The sequence below is a fragment of the Streptomyces sp. NPDC053432 genome, from assembly GCF_055585365.1.
The window spans coordinates 445953-463234 of the sequence record NZ_JBVJKF010000003.1 but is presented as its reverse complement, the minus strand read 5'-3'; the positions used below and the strand labels follow the sequence as shown (position 1 = coordinate 463234).

Sequence of the window (17282 nt, the reverse complement as noted above, 5' to 3'; positions counted from 1 at the left end):
GCCCCCTCTGATCGGACCGTCGTCGGCGGGTTCATCGGCTCCGGCCTTCCTTTGCTGTACTGATCGGGACACCATCGCTCCGCGGACCGGAGTCGTGTTCGGCCCCGCTGTTCCGGGTCCGTTCGGCCCAGGCGATCACGGGCCCGTTCGCGGCGAGGCCGACGAGGAACACCAGGGCCAGGACGAGCCAGCCCTCCACGGCGAACCTGCTGAGCAGAAAGGTGACCAGGACCGGAGCCACGGCAGTGGGGATCGAGCCGCTCAGGGTGAACATTCCGCTGTATGCGCCGTGGGCGTTCGCGTCGGCGAGTCCGTACCGGAGTGCCCAGTTGGCGCTCTCGCCCCAGAGTTCGCCCAGGGTGAGGAGTGCGACCGTGACCAGGAGCGCTGCCACGGCGGCGAGCATGCTCAGCTCGTGCGTGGTCGCGGCGACCGCACACGCACAGGCCGACCCGAGGAACGCACGGCGCTGCATGCGTCGCGCGCCCGCGGTCGTCTCGCTGCCCTTGGAGACCTTCACCTGGAGCAGGATGACCAGCGCGGTGTTGGCGAGGATCAGCCACGCGGCGAGGGGTCGCGGCACGGTCGGATGGCCGATGATCCACAGCGGCAGACCCACGGTGAGGATCGTTTCCCCGATCAGGGTCATGCTGCTCACCAGCGCCACGGCCATGTACGGGACGTCATAGCCGAACCGCCCGGGACGCCCGGCCTGCGCGGGGCTTCCGGCCGGCCTGATCCGGGGCAGTCGCAGGCTCGACAGGCCGGCGAGGAGGACGGCCGCGGCCATTCCGAGGATCAGGGACGAGTACGCGGCTCTCGTGCCGACACCGATCGCCACGCCCGCCGCGAGCACGCCCAGCGAGAAGCCGATGTTGGTCAGCACCCTGGTGACGGCCATCTGCCGGACCCGGGTCTCCTTCGGCAGAATCGCCCCGATCAGTGCTCCCCGGGCCACCTTCCGGCCGGTCTCCGCGCATCCGATACCGGTGACGACCACGAGGAACATGCCGAACGAGCGGACGAAGACAGCGGCGACCAGCAGGCCGACCAGGACCGCGGAGAAGCCGAGGAACACCTCCCTCGGCCCCCACCGGTCGGCCAGACGTCCGATCCGTACGCTGAGCAAGAGGCCCGCCAGCCCGGCGAGGGAGAGCCCCAGGCCGACCTTGGGCTCGGACAGTCCGACTGCCTTCACGAAGAACACCGCGCTGCCGGACATGTAGAGGCCGTAGCCGACGCTCGCGATCAGCGTGTTCGTCTGAAGCACTCGAACAGGGCCGGGTGGCGGAACGGCCCCGGCGAGGCGACGCCTCAGCGGTTGCCGGGAACTTCCGGACTCCTCAGGAGAACCCGCGTGGGGCCCAGCTTCCATGACGCTCCCTCCCTCTGCGAGAAGACATGCTTCGGTCACCCGAGCTCGCGGACCCACGACCGGAGCGTCCGCTCGGTCGTCTCCCAGAGCAGTTCGACCGAGTCGGCCGGGTACCAGTCGATCCGGTGGTGAGCGATCACGGAGATTCCGGTGGGGCCTTCCACCGGCAGGATCGCCACCGCGGCGTCCAGGGTGAGTCCGGGTGACGGCACGGGCTCGGCCGTGCAGTCCACGAAGCCGTAGTCCTCGAACAGCCGGTTCATGCTGAGCGGCTGCGGGTTGAAGGAGAGGTACGGCACGCTGCTGGGCGCGCCGAACGCTTCGGGCGTCATCTCGGCGATGATGCTGCCCCACGGAACCGACGCGCTGACGTCGAGGGCGCGCATCGAAGACCGGTTGAAGTGCTGGAGGAACGTCCCGGCGTCGGACGCCGCCGCGCGTTCCGTCGCGATGACGACCCGCCCCGAGAGGAAGCCCACGGTCTTCTCGACCTCGGACGCCTCCCTGTTCGCGGTGACCAGGGTGGTGCCGACGGCGGGCTGGTCACCGAGCTCGTACAGCGAGCGGTGCACGGCGGCGTGGATCCAGCCCCACTTGCTCATCCGGGTCCTGCGAGCCACCGCGGCCAGCGCGGCGACCAGGTCCGTCGGCATCGTCGCGCGGAAGACGCCCGGATTCTCGTAGCCGGCCGTGGCGGCGCCGGTGAACCCCGGATAGCGCAGTTCCGGGATGGGGCCGACGCTCTTCAGGTGCTCGGACAGGCGGGCCAGGACGTTCCGGCCGGAGTCGGAGGCAAGGTAGGCGTTCTGGCGCCGGACATGTTCCGGGAAGCCGATCGAGCCGTCGGCCGGGATGTCGACGGCCTCGCCGAGCTCCTGCCGGTAGTACGCCGTCAGGTCGCCCATGAGGACGTTGACCGACCACAGGTCGCTGACGAGATGGTCCGTGACCAGCGCGAACAGGAACCCGTCGGTGCTCTCGGCGAGGATCAGCCGGGCCAGCGGCCCGTGCTCCAGATCGAACGGAGCATCCGCCGCCAGCGCCACGAGCCGTACGGGATCCGCTTCAGCGGCCCCTGGGACACCGGCGAGGGGGACCGTGGTGACCGGTGCCGGCTCGGCCGGACGGTCGAGCCGCCAGCGGCTGGTGTCCGGATCGAACCCGCAGCGCAGCACGGGGTGACGCAGCTGGAGCCTGCGCCAGGCCCGCTCCAGGGCCTGGACGTCGAGCGGTCCGCGGACGCGCAGCGTCGTCGCGGGGTGGCTCGGGCGATTGATTCCGGCGGCCGTGTCGCCGGCGATCTGGCCCAGCCGATGGCGCTGGGCCCAGGAGGGTTCTTGTGCCGCGTACATCTCGTCGTGTCCCATGATTAGCCGTCAGTACCAGCCGCGCAGCGCGGCCTTGAAGCCGTCGAAGTCCTCGTTGTGGACCACGTGGCCGGTGTTGGGCACGGACCGCACCTCGAAGCCGTCGCCGCGCAGTTCCTCCGCCCGCTGCGGCGGGATGTTGTAGCTCGGGTCGGCGAGCACGAGCAGAGCCGGGTCGGCGGGCTTGACGGGTTCGTGCCCGGTGAACCCCTCGAACGAGGAGAGCGTGGCCGGGTCCCACTGGGCGAGCGCGGTCAGCTTGTGCTCCTGGGCCTGCGGCTCCCAGCGCGGCAGGGCCGCCCGGACCTGCTCCGGGCCCCAGTCCTTCTGGGAGCGCAGGGCCTGGGCCATGGCGCCGCCGTCCGGGGGCGCCGCCGCCCACGCGGGATCGACGTACACCACCCGCTCCGGCTGGAGGCGCGCGACGGCGAGGGCCAGCAGCAGCGCGCCGAGCGAGTGCCCCAGCGCGAGCGCGGGACGCGCCGGCAGTACCTCGACCAGGGCGTCGGCCATGGCGTCCAGGGTGTACGAGTCCCAGCGCGGGCTGAGCCCGTGTCCGGGCAGGTCGGGAGCGAGGACGTGATACCCCTGGCTCGCCAGTTCCGGGCCCAGACGCCACCAACTGCCGGAGTCACCGGTGATCCCGTGCACCAGCACGGCCACCCGCTCCCCGCTGCCCCACTGCTCGACGTGCAACCGCGACATCGTTCCTCCTCGCTCTGCTGCCTGCCGGCACCGGGTGTCCGGCACCGGGCATGGCTCTGGATGTTCTGGATGACGGCCGGAGTCCGGCCGGCCGCACCGGCTACAGCACGACCCTGACCTGGTATTCCCGCAGCCACTGGTCGAGTTGGATGACTCGCGGCAACCACGGGGGTGGCGTGAACTTCCCGTTGACCCAGGCGTCGCTGTCGACCATCGAACGCACCGCACCGGCGTTGACGAGCCCGAGCACGGGAGAGGACGGCTCGTTGATGATCCCCCGGACGGTACGGCGGATCGTCTCCAGGTAGGCGGGGCTCTGGCCGAACGGGAAACCGCTCTTCGGCCGGTTCACCACCTGCTGGGGCAGCAGATCCGCCACCGCCGCGCGCAGCAGCCCCTTCTCCTGCCCGCCGGCCCGCTTGTACTCCCACGGGACGTTCCACAGGTACTCCACCAGCCGGTGGTCGCAGAACGGGATCCGCACCTCCAGCCCGTTGGCCCTGCTCATCCGGTCCTTCCGGTCGAGCAGGAAGGGGAGGAAGCGGGTGAGCTGCAGGTAGAAGACCTCGCGCAGACGGCGATCCGCACCGCTCTCGCCGTCGAGGCGGGGCACCTCGGCAAGCGCGTCGGCGTAGGTGCCCGCCACGTAGGCGTCCAGGTCGAGCACGCCGCGGAGCTCCGGGGAGAGCTGGGCGTTGCGGTTGGTCACGCCGACCGACCAGGGGAAGTTGGCCGTCGGCTGCTCGGCCTCGGCGAGGAACCACGGGTATCCGCCGAATATGTCGTCCGCGCCCTCACCCGAGAGGGCCACCTCGGCGTGCTCGCGAACGGCGCGGAAGAGCAGCAGGAGGGAGACATCGAGGTCGCCGACGCCCGGCATGTCCCGGGCCCGCAGCGTGGTGCCCAACTCGTCCACGAGCGACGGGGCCTGGATGATGACCTCGGTGTGCTCCGTCCCTACGTGGTCGGCGACCGCCCGGACGAAGGGGGCGTCCCGGCTGACGTGCAGGGCGTCGGCCTTGAAGTCACTCTCCCCCTCGGCGAAGTCGAGGGAGTAGGTGGACAGCTTGGCGGGGCCTTCGGTGGCGAGGTCGCGCGCGGCCAGGGCGACGATCGCACTGGAGTCGATGCCGCCGGACAGCAGGGCGACGAGCGGCACCTCCGACACCCGTTGCTGCCCGATCGCGTCGCCCAGCAGCCGGCGGACCTCTGCGACGGTGGTCGGCAGGTCGTCACTGTGCGGAGCCGTGCTCACCTGCCAGTAGCGACGCTCGTGCACGCCCGCGTGGCCGACCCGCACCACATGGCCCGGGCGGACCTCGCGCAGGTTCCGGTAGACGCCGACGCCCGCGGGCTTGATGGCCACCGTGAAGAGCGCGGCCAGTCCCTCGGCGTCCACCTCCGGGGTGAAGAGCGGGTTGGCGATGACGGCCTTGGGCTCCGACCCGAACAGGACACCGCCGCCCTGTTCGGTCCAGTAGAGCGGCTTGATCCCGAGTCGGTCGCGAACGAGCAGCAGCGTCTCGGAGCGGGTGTCCCACAGGGCGAACGCGTACATCCCGGCGAGGCGGTCGAACGCCCCCTCGCCCCATTCGAGATAGGCGTGCAGCACCAGTTCGGCGTCCGAGCCGCCGCGCAGCGCGCAGCCGCGCCGCAGCAGCTCGGCGCGCAGCTCGCGGCCGTTGTAGAGCTCACCGTCGAACGTCACAACGGCGGGATCGGAGGAGACCGGGGCCGCGGTCCACGTCCGCCCGGCGGCGTCGCGGCCGGCTCGCCCGCAGTGGCCGAGGGCGGCGTGCGGCGAGAGCCACGTCGCGGTCGCGTCCGGCCCGGCGCAGGCCATCGCCGCGGCCATCGCCGCGACCGTCCGAGCCTGGTCCGTCATCGGGCGTGCCCGGTCGATCCACCCGGTGATTCCGCACATCAGGCGACTCCCCCGGTCGGGTGACCGTCCGCCGCGACGCCCGGCTCCAGCTGGCGCAGGGTCTCGGCGACGAGCGCGTTGACCGGCTCCGGCAGGCGCGCCCAGTTGCTCTCGTCGTTCAGGTCCAGCACCCGGGCGAGCTTCCAGCCCAGGTACTGTCCGAGCGAGGCCAGCGGCGGCAGCGTGTCAACCGCGCGTACGGTCACCGTGACGCCCTGGAACAGCGGGGTGAGCCGCTGGGCGACCGCCTCGCACCACTGCGCGTCCGGCTCGCCGTCGGTCGTCACCAGCAGGACGACCGAGCGGTCGCGCACCACCAGCATGTAGTTGAAGGCGGTGTACTCGGGCAGCGGCGTCGACCAGAGCGCCGCCTCCAGGTCGTTCTGGCGGATGCCGGTGCCGGAGAGCGTCACGACGTCCTGCTCCCGGCCGAGGGTGCGCAGCACCGGTGTACGGACACCGCACGGACAGTCGGTGCCCACGATCTCGACGTGGTCGCCGGTCCGGTACCGCAGGAGCGGCCGCGAAGGGAGGTCGAGCGTGGTGACGACCAGCTCGCCCCGGTCGGGCGATCCGTCGATCCGCCGCGTCCCGGAGCCGTCGGTGAGTTCGAGGAGGTAGCTGTGCGTCTGCAGGTGCAGGTTGCGCTCCCCGCAGGTCACCGCGGTGGTTCCGGTCTCGGAGGACCCGTACGAGCACACGTAGGCGACCGCGCCGGTCAGCCGCTCCAGATGCCGGATGAAACTCGGCCCGGTCTGCTCGGCCATGAGGAGGAGCCGGTCGAACGCGGGCGCCGGCAGTCCGTTGCGATGGGCGAACTGGATCATCTCCAACAGCCGGGACGGCGGGCCCACGAACACGTTGGCGCGCAGTTCGCCGATCAGCCGCAGCACCCGGTGGTAATTGCCGGTGATGTTGTCCACCCACGGACGGAACGACATCACGCCCAGGTACTCGAGCACCTTCTCGAACTGGTAGGCGGCCGGCGCGAACGGGGCGTTGATCAGGATCAGCGCCACGTCTCCCGGCTCCAGGATCTGCGCCCACAGCGTGCCGATGTTGATCGTGTTGACCACGAGGTCGTCGGTGGCCTTCGGCGCGGCGACGGGGTCGCCGGTGGTGCCGGACGACTCGTAGTAGTGCAGGAACTCCGTGAGCGGCCTGGTGAACGCGTCCCTGCCGTACGCGGCCAGGTCGCTCTTCCCGAGCAGGGGAAGCTTCGGGAAGATCTCGTGCAGCGCGGCGGCCGGATCGATGTCGGCCGGCTCCGCGAAGGCTGCCCGCAGGGCGTCGTCGTAGGTGTGCCGGTAGAGCGAACTGGCGGCGGCGGCCGCCAGGGTGGTCGTCAGTTTCCCGGCGTGGACCGCGGTGAGATCCGCTTCGCCCCGGTGGTTCCGCTCCACCAGGGAGGTGTGCTCGTCGGCGAGTCGGCCGATGGCCGCACGCTGTGCACCGTTACGCAACAACAACATCTGCCAGCCTCCGTCCAGCGATGAAATCGGAGTCGGCCAGGCCCGCCGCGCGTCGCAGCGCCCCGCTCTCGATCAGTCCGATCACCGCATTGATGTCATGGTCGAGCCGGCGGTCGCGGTCCACGAACGCCGAGTGCTCTCGGATCAGCGCGTGCACCGACCGGATCGCGGGGGACGCCTGGTCGACCCCGCGCAGCTCGATCGCCTGGGCGAGCGCGATCAGATGGATCGCGGCCACCTCGCGGACCAGGCCGTTGATCGTGCGGGCGTCGCGGGCCGCGATGGTGCCCATGCTGACCTTGTCCTGGTTGTGCGCCTCGGTGGAACGGGAGAAGACCGATGCCGGGTTGGCCTGCTTGAGGGCCTCCGCGGTGATCGCCGAGGCCGCGATCTGCATGCCCTTGAATCCGTGGTGCAGCCCGGCCTGAGGGTCCTCGGGATCGCGGGCGACGATCAGGTTCGGGGGCAGTCCGTTGTTGAACTTCTCGTCGACGACCAGGGCCAACTGGCGGTCGAGCAGGTCCGCGAGCCCGGCGACGGCCGTCTTGAGGCTGTCCATCGCGTGGCCGACGTGGCCGGCGTAGAAGTTCCCGCCCAGGTGGAGCCCGCCGTCCTGGGCGTCGAAGAGCGGGTTGTCGCTGGAGGAGTTGATCTCGACGCCGAGCCAGCGTTCGACCCATTCGAGCATGTCGTGCACGATGCCGATGATCTGCGGGGCGCAGCGCACCGAGTACTTCTCCTGGATCAGCTCCTTGAGCTGAACGTACCCGCGCCCTTCCAGCCTCTCCCGGCGCAGCAGGATGTCGTCGAAGGAGGTCGCCAGCTTCGAGCCCTCCAGCAGGGCCCGGACGGCGCGCGCGCTCTCCAACTGGCCCGGGTGGGGCTTGTTCTCGTGCACGAAGGCGTGCATCGCGGAGGCGTTGCCGCGAAGGGCTTCCAGGGTCATGGCCGTGGCCAGTTCGGCGACGACCGCGAGCTCTTGCGCGTCCCAGGCGGCGAGCACGCCGTAGGCGGCCGTGAAGGAGGTGCCGTTGATGAGGGCGATGCCCTCCTTCGGCTCCAGGCGCACCGGCTCGATGCCCTCGTCCAGCAGGGCGTCCGGTGCCGGCCGGACGGCGCCCCGGTGGCTCACCTCGCCCTCACCGATCAACGCGGCGGCCAGGTAGCAGAGCGGCACCAGGTCGCCGCTGGCGCCGAGCGACCCGCGCTCGGGGATCAGCGGCAGTATGTCCTTGCCCAGATGCTCCAGGAGCGTGTCCACGACTTCGGGACGGATCGCGGAGGGGCCGCGGGACAGCGCGTTCGCCCGGATCAGCATGGTCGCCCTGGCGACCTCGGGAGCCGCGGTGGGGCCGGTCCCGTTGAGGTGGTAGAGCACCAGGTTGCGCTGGAGGTCCTGGGCCTTCTCCGGGGATATCTGACGGCTGCAGCTGTCGCCGAATCCCGTGGTCACACCGTAGATCGGGATCTCCTGCTCCAGCAGTGAGAGCTTCAGATCCACGGAGGCGCGCATTCTCGTCCTGGCCTCGTCGCTGAGGAAGGCCGCGGTCGCGGTGGCAGCACTGCGCGCGGTCCACGCCACCTCGCGGGGCGAGAGCGACCGGCCGTCGAGCGCTATGCCCTGCGGGGGAAGTGTGTTGGCGGGGACCGACACCTGGTGACCTTTCCGGTGGGAGTGGAAACGGGTGCCAGCCTTCTGCATGGCGCCGGCTTCTGCTTCGGCCCTATGGCCTGTCTGCGACCCGTCCTTTGGGCGGGTACGCCGGGCCGGGAGCCCGACTAGGCTCCGTCTGCTGTCACCCGGGACACCACCTGACACATCGAGGGGATTGGGCATGACCGCAGCCGAGAAGACCAGCGAGGACGTATTGGTGATATTGCGTCAGATCTGGGAAGAGGTCCTGGGGGTGCCCGTGGAGCGGCCCGAGCAGGACTTCTTCGAGCTCGGGGGCGACTCCCTGCTCGCCATGATCGTCGCGAGCCGGGCCGGACAGGCGGGCCTGGAGATGCCGCCCTCCGGGGTCCTGCGCCAGCCGACGCTGCTGGGCCTGGCGCAGGCCGTGCTGGATCCGGCCCGCTTCGAGAACTGGTAGGGCCCGCCCGTGCCGCACGCCACGAGCCTGCTCCACCATGCCGTCGAGGGTCCCGTGGATGCGCCGCTCCTCGTTCTCGGCCCTTCGCTGGGCACGTCGACGGCCGTCTGGGAGCCCCATCTGGACGCTCTCGCGTCCCACTTCCGCATCCTGCGCTTCGATCTGCCGGGTCACGGCGGATCATCCGCCGCCCCGCTCCCGGATCCCGGGCCCAGGGGTACCTCGATCGCGGATCTGGCCCGGCTGGTCCTCGCGCTCGTCGACCACCACGGCCGGGACACGTTCCACTACGCGGGCATTTCGCTGGGCGGAGCCATCGGGGCGCACCTCGCGGCGCACCAGCCGCAGCGGATCGTTTCGCTCGCCATGGTGGGCAGCTCCGCGCACTTCGGCGATCCCGGGCGGTGGCGCGAACGGGCCGCGCTGGTCCGCGAACAGGGCACCGGCCATCTGCTGGAGAGCTCCCCGGGGCGCTGGTTCGCCGACCCGGCCGCCGCGGCGAGCCCGCGCGGCCTTGCGCTCCTCGACGATCTCCGGCGTGCCGACCCGGTGGGGTACGCGGCGTGCTGCGACGCCGTCGCCGACTGCGACCTGACCGACCGGCTGCCGCGGATCACGGCCCCGACGCTCGTCGTCGCGGGCTCACGCGACGTGGCCACCCCGTTCGCCCACGCCGAGGAGCTGCGCTCCGGCATCCCCGGAGCACGCCTGGCCACCGTCGACTCGGGGCACCTGGTCGGCTCCGAGGCCGAGGCGAAGGAACTGACCGGCGTCCTGGTGGAGCACCTGACCGCCGTGTGAACCGGTGTGCCATCGAAGAGACGGCGCCACGCACAGCGTGGCGCCGTCCTTCACGTCCGCTCCGGTCCTCAGACCGACGTGACGACGTGCTCGATGTCGAGGCGCGGGCTGCGCGGGAACCAGGCGTCCTCGCCGGGCTTGCCGATGTTCACCACCACGAGCGACTTGTAGCCGGTCTCGGCGAAGAACTCCTCGTCGACGGCCTTGGCCTTGAAGCCGGTCATCGGGCCGGCGGCCAGGCCGAGGGCCCGCGTGCCGAGGATGAAGTAGCCGACCTGGATCAGAGCGTTGTGCTTGGCCACGTCGAAGCGGTGCGGCTTGTCCTTGAAGTAGGACTGCGCGTCCTGGTTGTGCGGGAACTGAGTGGGCAGGTGCTCGTGGAACTCCGGGTCGTAGGCCAGGACGGCGACCAGCGGCGCGGCCTCGGTCTTGGCCTTGTTGCCGGCCATCATGTGCGAAACGAGCCGCTCGCGCGCCTCGGGGCTGCGGACCAGCAGGATGCGCAGCGGCTGGGTGTTCATCGAGGTCGGCGCGTACTTGATCAGGTCGTAGAGCGCCTGCACCTGCTCCTCGCCGACGGGCTCGTCGGTGAAGGTGTTCGGGGTGCGCGCGTCGCGGAACAGCAGGTCCTGCGCGGTCTTGTCCAGCGCGAAGACGTCGTGCAGCTCGGTCATGAGGAAGCTCCCGGTTCGGGTGGGTGTGAGGGGATGAAGGGGCCCCGGACCGGCCGGGGGCCGTGCGCGGTCAGCGCTCGGTGATGATCTGAAGTTTCGTCAGTGACTGCCGGCAGCATTCGATCGCGGCGGTCGTGTCGTCGGCCCGGCTGGCGACGTGGCCGAGGCCGTCCCACTGACCGTCGAACGTCCGGACCTCGTCTCCCGGTCCGACCCAGAGGTCGACCGCCAGGGTGGAGGGGGCCTCGCGCACCTCGTCGAGTCCGCGCAGCTCCCGCACCCGGCCCGGTTCGGCCACGATGAGCCAGCTGGCCGCCGCACCCCGCCGGGCCGGACGCTCCGTGAGCGCCGGTATGGAGCCGAGCGGCCAGGTGAACACCATCTCCTGGGGATCCATCCCGTACACCGACTTCATCATGTCGCTGATCAGAGCGCCACCCACGCGGTTCTGCGACTCGATGACCACCGGACCGCCCGGGCTCAGCTTGAACTCGGTGTGGGTGGCGCCGTCCTTGAAGCCCATCGCGTCGAGGAAGTCGGTCGTGGCGCGCACCACGGCCGCCTCCAGCTCGCTGGTCAGCCGCGCGGGCATCGCGTGTCCGACGTGCACGTGGTTGCTCTCCACGGTGATCGCCTCGGTGATCGCCATCACCACGTGGTGTCCGTCGAAGCTGAACGCCTCGGCGCTGCAGAGCGGCCCCTCGACGTACTCCTCCATGATGAACTGGTCCATGTCGTAGGCGTCGACCAGGGGGTGACCGGAGTCGCGCAGTCGGCAGACCTCCTGCCAGGTGGCGTCGAGCTCGTCGGCTCCGTTCACCTTCACCACACCGAAGCTGGCGGTGCCGCTGGTCGGCTTGACGATGAACGGGTAGCCGTACTCGGTGCCGAAGGCGTCCAGGCTGTCCTGGTCCGTGACCAGCGCCGAGCCGACGACGGCGAGGCCCGGCGTGGCGGCCTCCGCGATCCTGCGGCGCATCAGCCACTTGTCGGTGAACCGGTGACTCACCTCGTAGCCGGTGCCGCCCAGACCCAGCAGGTCGTTCACCCGGGCCGCCGGGTCCAGACCCGGCTCGGTCAGCGACGCGGCGGCCGTGAACTTCCCCTTGTCGTGGGCCGCCCGCGCCACCGGGCCAAGCTGATCCCAGTCGGTGTAGTCGACGGGGATGATCTCCGCGGCCAGGGCGGCGTCCTCGGGCCGGATCTCCTCGGGCAGCTGGCACCAGACGATCTCGGCGCCGGTGGCGTGTGCCTTGCGCAGTTGGTCGGTCGAGCCGCCGATGAGCAGCAGGCGCTGGGCTGACGTCATTGAACTGGTCACTCTCTCGTTCCAAGTCTCGGTCTGTGGAGGGTCATTCGGCTGCGGAGGAAGACAGCTGGGCCTCCGGCCGGGGAGCCGGTGGGCTCAGTGGCAGGGTCTTGCGCACCGAGGGGAGGGCAAGGCAGAGAGCACCACCCGCGATGCAGGCCACCGCCGACAGACCGATCACCTGGACGGCGCTCATCCGCTCCAGCAGCAGACCGCCGAGGGCGGCGCCGCTCGGTGAGGAGGCCACGATGACCGACCGGCGGGCGCCGAACACCGCACCGTGCTGCTCCTGCGGCACCGTGTGCTGGATGACGCTGATCTCCGTGGCGGCGTAGGGGGCCCAGACGATGCCGCCGACGAACATGACCACCAGGGCCAGCGGGAGTGCGTCCACCACCATGAGTGGCAGCAGTACCACGCCCCAGAGGGCCGCGCCGACGCTGTTGACCACGGCAGGGCGGAACCTCGTCAGCCAGGGGATCATTACCAGGCCCGCCAGAGCGCCCAGTCCCATCGCGGACCACATCGCGCCGTAGCCCGCGCCGCCCGCGTGCAGCCGGTCGTGGGTGAAGACCGGGATGGCGGTGAGGAGGGGGCCGTAGGAGATGTAGTAGAGGACCGTCAGCAGCATCATGGCGCGCACCACGGGCGTGGTCACCATCGGCTTGAAGCCGAACCAGGAGGCCCGCCCGGAACTGGAGGCGGCGGGCTTCACGTCACCGCCCCCGTCCGCGTGGGCGGGCCGGATGTCCGCATGGCGCAGCCGCGCCAGCAGCAGCACCGCTGCCAGGCACATCGCCGCCGGCACGTAGAGCGCGGCCGCCCCGGAGAAGCCCGCCAGGGCTCCGCCCAGTGCCGGACCGACCAGGTAGGGGAACTGGTCCCCGATGGTCAGCACCCCGTTGGCGACCTGCAGGTCGTCCTTGGGGATGATCCGCGGGATGAGCACCCGACTGCCCACCTTGGCCAGCGGGTTGGCGACCCCCATGAAGAGGCAGAGCATCAGCAGTGTGGTGAGGTTCAGCAGCTTCAGCTGGGAGAGCACCGCCATGGCCGCCACCGAGCCGCCACGGATGAGGTAGCCGATCGCGGTGAGCAGGACCGGCGGCCACCGGTCGAACCATGAGCCGAGCACCGGCCCGGAGACCATTTCGGGGATGCGCCAGCAGAGCACCACCAGGCCGGCGTCGGCCGGCGAACCGGTGGTGACCAGGACGACCCAGATCAGGGCGACACCGACGAACTGGTCGGCGGTCTCGGACAGGATCGCGCTGCCGGTCAGTGCGCCGAGCCCGGGCGAGCGACCGACGACGGACCGCTTCCAGCGTTTCCGCGCGGCGGCGGGCGAGAGGATCATGGCCTTCCTTCCTGAAGGAGATCGGGGAAGCAGCTGATGTCGGTGGTCAGGGAGTCCGGGCTGCCGTCGGCACCTCCGCCGCGGTGGGCCTGTCCAGCGAGGTGATGCACGCCGCCGGCTCCCGCAGCCCGGGCGGGGCGGAGCCGGCGACGTACGTCATCACTCAGGAGGAGCCGGTCGGTCACGAGGCACCGAGCCCGGCGTGCGCCCCCGCCCGCCGCAGCGAGGCCGCGCGCACTCCGTCCGGCGCCGCCGGCAGTGCGTGCTCCGCACCGGCGGCGGGGAGTTCGGGGACAGGTCCTAGATGAGCTGTCCCGTGCAGGCGTCGTCGATGTACGCCTGCTTGGCCGCGGCGTCGCGGTTCGACTGCAGGTAGCGCGACCAGGCGCGACGCTCGTGGGCGGTGGCGTCCAGCTCGACGACCTCCTGGGTCGCGCGCAGGTAACCGGGCGCGCCCTCGTAGGGGAGGAAGCCGGCGTCGTCCTTGTAGTAGATGCCCTGGCACATCTCGTTCTTGTTGCGCCAGACGCAGACGATCATGAAGTACTTGTCGCCGCACCGGTGCAGCAGCACGTGGCCGAACTCCTTGCGGAACTCCAGCCGGCCCGACGCCGCCTCGGCGCGCAGGAACTCCCGGGCCTCGTCGCTGACCTCGGGGGTGGCCGGCTGCTCCGCGGTGCGGATGTCGTACCACTTCAAGTAGGCGTCCGGCAGGCTCAGGTTCTCGCCGGGGAAGATCCGCTTCTCGGTGTGCTGCCAGTCGGCCGGGTACTCGGCCAGCTCGTCGAGGTTCGCGATGGTCTGGGACGTCATGGTTGCCGCCTTGCTTCGGTTCGGGTTGTCATCCGAGGTGATGGGAGGGGGTGAGGGCGGCCGGCCGGTACAGGCCGGATCCCTCCAGCTGCCGCAGCCGGCGGTAGTCCGCTTCGACCTCGGCCGCGTCGGGAGCGCTCAGGTAGAGGTAGCCGGGGGAACTTCCCAGGTCCACCGTGCGCCGGACCGGCGATCCCGCCGGGGCGGTGAGCACCAGTTCGGTCAGGGAGCCGAGGGCGCGCAGCTCCGCCAGGCCCTCGTCGGACGGGACCACCCCGTCCGACGGGCTGAGCAGGGTCACGTACCGCAGCGGCCGCCGCAGCCGGTACTGCGGCAGTGCGCCGTCGAGGAGCTCCTCGGGCCGGACGATCGCCCGGGCCAGGCACTCGATCTGATCGATGCCCAGGCAGCGCGACACCACCGCCGGTTCGTGCGACCCGCCCGGCCGCGCTGCGCACTCGACCAGGACCGGACCGCTCCGGGTCAGCATGACCTCGGTGTGGGCCGCTCCGTTGCGGATCTCCAGGGCGTCCAGGACGGCCAGGGTGTAGGCGGTGATCCGCTCGACCGCGGGGTGCTGTGGTGGGACCGGCTCCTCGTAGTCGTACATCGGCCGGCTGCCGTCGAGCAGGCGCTTCTGGTAGCGCCACACCTCGACCACGTGGTGGACGCCGTCCCGGCTGACCGTGTTGACGAAGTACTCGTCGCCGTGCAGGTACTGCTGGGCGAGGACGGTCTCGTTGCGCCGGCCGTAGCGGTCGGTGGCGGACAGGACGGCGGCGAAGCCCTCCCGCAGCTCCGTCACCGACTGGCAGAACAGCACGTGATCGCTGCCCGCGCTGGCCAGTGGCTTGAGCACCACCGGCCAGGTGTCCGACCGCTCGGCCCAGGCGACCAGCTCGTCCACCGATGTGGTCGCGATCGTCGCCGCGGTGGCCAGACCGGCCTGTGCGACCGCCCGCACCATCTCGTGCTTGTCCCGCCGGGCCGCCGGCCGGGTCATGCCGTTGCCGGGGGTGCCGAGTGCCGCGGAGAGGGCGTCGGCCAGCAGTACTCCGGACTCGGTCCCGGCCACCACGAAGCCGACGCCGTGCTCGCGCAGCGCGGCGGTGGTGGCCGCCAGGTCCCCGGCGTGCACCACCTCGGCTCCGGGGCCCGCCGGGCCGCCGGTGAGATGGACGTCCGGCGCGTCGGACCGGACGCGGACGCTGCGCGCACCGTGACGGGACAGCGCGGCGGGCAGGAACCCCCCGATGCCGTCGGCGTCGACGATCGCGACCGTGACGGGCCGGCTCATGCCGACTCGACCTCCGGGATGCCGGACGCCGCCCGGACCAGCAGCTCGTCGTCCGGCCGGTCGTCGGCCAGGGTCCCGGCGAAGTACTTGTCGTACGCGGCGAGGTCGAAGTGGCCGTGGCCGGACAGACCGAACAGGATGGCCTTGGAGGTGCCCTCCTCACGGCACCGCAGCGCCTCGTCGATCGCGACCCGGATGGCGTGCGTGGACTCCGGGGCCGGCACGATGCCCTCGGTGCGGGCGAACTGGACCCCCGCCTCGAAGCAGCTGGTCTGCGTCACGGCGGTCGCCTCCATCAGGCCGTCCTCCACGCAACGGCTGATCATCGGGCCGATGCCGTGCGCCCGCAGGCCACCCGCGTGGACCGCCGGCGGGACGAACTCGTGGCCGAGCGTGTGCATCCGGAACAGCGGGCCGAGCCGGCCGGTGTCCGCGTAGTCGTACGCGATGGTGCCGCGGGTGAGGGTCGGGCAGGCGGCCGGTTCGACCGCGATCACCCGCACCGGACGGCCGCCGCGGAGCTGCTCGCCGAGGAACGGGAAGGTCAGACCGGCCAGGTTGCTGCCGCCGCCGGAGCAGCCGACCACGATGTCGGGGTAGTCCTGCGCCAGGTCCATCTGCCGGAGCGCCTCCTGGCCGATGATGGTCTGGTGCAGCAGCACGTGATTGGCCGCGCTGCCGAGCACGTACCCCAGCGAGGGGTCCTGGGCGAAGGCTTCCAGCGCCTCCGAGGTGGCGATGCCCAGGCTCCCGGGGCAGTCGGGGTCGGCCTTGAGGATCGTCCGCCCGACCTCGGTCTCCAGGCTCGGGCTGGGCACGCAGGTCGCCCCGTAGGTCTCCATCAGCGCGCGCCGGTAGGGCTTCTGCTCGAAGCTCACCTTGACCATGTAGACCTTGGCGGTCATCCCGAAGAAGGAGGCGGCGAGCGCGGTGGCGCTGCCCCACTGGCCGGCACCGGTCTCGGTGACCAGGCCGGTCTTCCCGGCCAGCTTGTTGTAGTACGCCTGCGGGATCGCGGTGTTGGGCTTGTGGCTGCCGGTGGGCGCGCCGCCCTCGTACTTGTAGTAGATGCGCGCGGGCGTGCCCAGCTCGCGCTCCAGCCGGCGGGCCCGGAAGAGCGGGGAGGGCCGCCACAGCGCGTAGAACTGGCGGACCTCGTCGGGGATCTCGATCTCCCGCTCGGTGCTGAGCTCCTGCTCGATGAGCGGCTCGGGCATCGTGTGCGCCATCTCGGCCCGGGTGAGCGGCTGACGCGTCGTCGGGTTCAGGGGCGGGGCCAGGGCCGGTCCGGGAAGGTCCGCCGCCAGGTTGTACCAGGTGGTCGGAGCGTCGGCCTCGTCCAGCGAGAACCGTATTCTCTCCATCGTGGGGTCCTTCCTGTTCAGAGCGCGCTGGCGGTCGCCTCGGCGACCAGGGATCCGGCAGTGGTGGTGTGTGAGCCGGCGAAGAGCCGCGGATGGGCGGTCTTGATCCCGTCGACCACCAGGTCGTAGGGGACGTCGTCGAACTCGCCGTGCACCTGGATGAACTCCATGTGCCGGCGGCCCTCTTCGTCGAACGGGTGGTAGAGACTGTCGGACTGCCCGTCGAATTCGAGCGGCTTGATGCCGTACAGCTTGCAGAGCATCTTGTTGAAGACCGGTGTCGCCTTGACCCACCGGCCCCCGAGGTGGACCACAGCCAGGCTGTGGAAGTGGAAGACGTCCCCTCCGACCAGCTCCCGCAGCCGCGGGGAGGCCAGGTGGTTGCGGACGTCGCCGTAGTACAGGCGGCTGGGGATCCCCACCGCGCGGACCGCGGCCGCGTACAGGATGGACTTGTGCACGCAGAAGCCCAGGCCGCGGTCCAGGACCCCGCTGGCGCTCAGGCCCCGCCGGGTCAGGTCGGCGCCGTACACCTCGTACGGGATGCCGTCGCGGACGGCGTAGTAGAGGGCGATGGCCTTCTGGAGGTCGCTGTCGGCACCGCGCCGGTCGGCCGGGACGCCGGCGGAGGTCAGCGCCTTGTCGACGAAGGCGCGGACCGCGGGCGACTCGTGGTCGAGGTACTCGGTCGGAGCCCGCAGTGCGTCGAGGTCGGCTGTCATGCTTCTCAT

The 17282-nt window shown here is 71.0% G+C and carries 15 protein-coding genes; 2 read left to right on the top strand and 13 right to left on the bottom strand.

Features of this window, described 5'->3' with window-relative positions; genetic code table 11:
- Positions 1-31: 31 nt before the first annotated feature.
- The 6 genes from ACZ6Y1_RS08200 to ACZ6Y1_RS08175 all read right to left on the bottom strand — a co-directional run bounded on the left by ACZ6Y1_RS08200 (position 32) and on the right by ACZ6Y1_RS08175 (position 8497).
- The gene (locus tag ACZ6Y1_RS08200) at positions 32-1270 is read right to left on the bottom strand and encodes an MFS transporter (RefSeq protein WP_469624804.1); all 1239 of its coding nucleotides are present in this window, start codon (positions 1268-1270) and stop codon (positions 32-34) included.
- 140 nt (positions 1271-1410) lie between these two features.
- Positions 1411-2742, bottom strand: coding sequence for a condensation domain-containing protein (locus tag ACZ6Y1_RS08195; protein ID WP_469624801.1), 1332 nt, complete (start codon positions 2740-2742; stop codon positions 1411-1413).
- A gap of 9 nt (positions 2743-2751) precedes the next feature.
- Positions 2752-3447: an alpha/beta fold hydrolase gene (locus ACZ6Y1_RS08190; protein WP_469624799.1), complete on the bottom strand. Its 696-nt coding sequence runs from the start codon at positions 3445-3447 to the stop codon at positions 2752-2754.
- 100 nt (positions 3448-3547) lie between these two features.
- A complete protein-coding gene (gene asnB, locus ACZ6Y1_RS08185) occupies positions 3548-5371 on the bottom strand; it encodes an asparagine synthase (glutamine-hydrolyzing) (RefSeq protein WP_469624796.1) in 1824 nt (607 codons plus the stop codon).
- On the bottom strand, positions 5371-6843 hold the full coding sequence (locus ACZ6Y1_RS08180; protein WP_469624794.1) for a phenylacetate--CoA ligase family protein: 1473 nt from the start codon (positions 6841-6843) through the stop codon (positions 5371-5373). The genes asnB and ACZ6Y1_RS08180 overlap by 1 nt, the downstream gene beginning before the upstream one ends.
- Positions 6827-8497: an HAL/PAL/TAL family ammonia-lyase gene (locus ACZ6Y1_RS08175; RefSeq protein ID WP_469624791.1), complete on the bottom strand. Its 1671-nt coding sequence runs from the start codon at positions 8495-8497 to the stop codon at positions 6827-6829. The genes ACZ6Y1_RS08180 and ACZ6Y1_RS08175 overlap by 17 nt, the downstream gene beginning before the upstream one ends.
- Before the next feature lie 181 nt (positions 8498-8678).
- Between ACZ6Y1_RS08175 and ACZ6Y1_RS08170 the strand changes: the two genes are divergently transcribed.
- Both ACZ6Y1_RS08170 and ACZ6Y1_RS08165 read left to right on the top strand, forming a co-directional pair.
- On the top strand, positions 8679-8936 hold the full coding sequence (locus tag ACZ6Y1_RS08170; protein WP_469624789.1) for a phosphopantetheine-binding protein: 258 nt from the start codon (positions 8679-8681) through the stop codon (positions 8934-8936).
- 9 nt (positions 8937-8945) lie between these two features.
- Positions 8946-9737 carry an alpha/beta fold hydrolase gene (locus ACZ6Y1_RS08165; RefSeq protein ID WP_469624787.1) on the top strand — a complete coding sequence of 264 codons (792 nt, stop codon included), beginning with the start codon at positions 8946-8948 and terminating at the stop codon, positions 9735-9737.
- Between the two features lie 68 nt (positions 9738-9805).
- Here the strand turns inward: ACZ6Y1_RS08165 and ACZ6Y1_RS08160 are convergent, their stop codons facing one another.
- The 7 genes from ACZ6Y1_RS08160 to ACZ6Y1_RS08130 form a co-directional block, all read right to left on the bottom strand.
- Positions 9806-10411: a malonic semialdehyde reductase gene (locus ACZ6Y1_RS08160; RefSeq protein WP_469624785.1), complete on the bottom strand. Its 606-nt coding sequence runs from the start codon at positions 10409-10411 to the stop codon at positions 9806-9808.
- 70 nt (positions 10412-10481) lie between these two features.
- Positions 10482-11720, bottom strand: coding sequence for an ATP-grasp domain-containing protein (locus tag ACZ6Y1_RS08155; protein ID WP_469624783.1), 1239 nt, complete (start codon positions 11718-11720; stop codon positions 10482-10484).
- 43 nt (positions 11721-11763) lie between these two features.
- Positions 11764-13077, bottom strand: a complete 1314-nt coding sequence (locus ACZ6Y1_RS08150) for an MFS transporter (RefSeq protein WP_469624781.1) — start codon at positions 13075-13077, stop codon at positions 11764-11766.
- Between the two features lie 300 nt (positions 13078-13377).
- On the bottom strand, positions 13378-13890 hold the full coding sequence (locus tag ACZ6Y1_RS08145; protein ID WP_469624778.1) for a hypothetical protein: 513 nt from the start codon (positions 13888-13890) through the stop codon (positions 13378-13380).
- A gap of 28 nt (positions 13891-13918) precedes the next feature.
- Positions 13919-15187, bottom strand: coding sequence for an ATP-grasp domain-containing protein (locus ACZ6Y1_RS08140; RefSeq protein WP_469624776.1), 1269 nt, complete (start codon positions 15185-15187; stop codon positions 13919-13921).
- The gene (locus ACZ6Y1_RS08135) at positions 15184-16551 is read right to left on the bottom strand and encodes a TrpB-like pyridoxal phosphate-dependent enzyme (protein ID WP_469624775.1); all 1368 of its coding nucleotides are present in this window, start codon (positions 16549-16551) and stop codon (positions 15184-15186) included. The genes ACZ6Y1_RS08140 and ACZ6Y1_RS08135 overlap by 4 nt, the downstream gene beginning before the upstream one ends.
- Before the next feature lie 17 nt (positions 16552-16568).
- Complete coding sequence (locus ACZ6Y1_RS08130; RefSeq protein ID WP_469624773.1) at positions 16569-17273, bottom strand: transglutaminase-like domain-containing protein; 705 nt, start codon at positions 17271-17273, stop codon at positions 16569-16571.
- Between the last annotated feature and the right edge of the window lie 9 nt (positions 17274-17282).